Annotated in this window: 1 protein-coding gene; it reads left to right on the top strand. The window is 30.2% G+C overall.

The features are described 5' to 3' along the window. Positions 1-229: 229 nt before the first annotated feature. Positions 230-892, top strand: coding sequence for a hypothetical protein (locus tag V2H77_RS00395; RefSeq protein ID WP_341497222.1), 663 nt, complete (start codon positions 230-232; stop codon positions 890-892). The last annotated feature ends 85 nt before the right edge of the window (positions 893-977 follow it).

The following is a 977-nucleotide window of genomic DNA, read 5'->3' on the forward strand; positions in this document are numbered from 1 at the left end:
CTCATATAGATAATAATTAATATCGATCATCAATAAGCGAATTAATTAAAATTTAATAAAAAAACATTCCACATAATATTAATTTTTAATATATGTGAATTACGACACAATAATATCATTTAAATTTCCTCAAATACGACTATATTTAATTTGTGCTTGGTTGCATTTCTATTTACAAGCACGAACATTTAAAAAATTATTTTTAATTTCACTTTGATTGGGGTAAAAAATGAACATTGAAAATAAAGAGATGTTATATACTTTATCCAAAGAAGACCTCGCTACAGCACTAACTCCATATTATAAAGATTTTTATGATCAACTTTCCGACCATCAAAAAGAAAATATTAGTTTTGACATGGTTGTAAATGATGCTTACAAAAGATTGCATTTCAATAATTCAGCTCCAACTAACACTGATAGAATATTAAAACCAACAGAGTATGCAGGTGTATCTCAATGCGTTCTTGCAATTGGTACAGTTGTCGCTGGTGCTTTTAGTCTTGCATTCAAATTCATGGGCATACATGAATCTGAAAGGCATTCAGCCACGCAAGTATTATTGAAAAAATTAGGTCATGATGCTATACATGAATTACTTACTATAGTTAAAGACCTTAAAAACTCTCCTTCTATTATTGATAAATCAAAAAATACTTGGTCATTAATCTCTGAAGTTAAGAATGATATAGGTATTTCTGGAATAATTAACTCCTTAAAGGAGTCAATGCATTGGTACGACTGGGTTATTACTGGGATAACCGCCATAGCGCAATTAACTATATGGTTTGCTACAGATGGAGTTGCATTTATTGCAGAAATAGCACTGGAAGGTCCTGCTATAGCCACATTGGTACTTGATTCTGTAAACGCAGTTGATGTTTGTCTGTAAGACCTTTATCTGCAATCTAATCAAATTATCAAGGAACTTATTATTTATTATAAGTTCCTTTCAATATAAATATACCCGTCATCTT

It is taken from the genome of Photorhabdus sp. P32 (assembly GCF_038085095.1).
GTDB classification, from domain to species: Bacteria; Pseudomonadota; Gammaproteobacteria; order Enterobacterales; family Enterobacteriaceae; genus Photorhabdus; species Photorhabdus luminescens.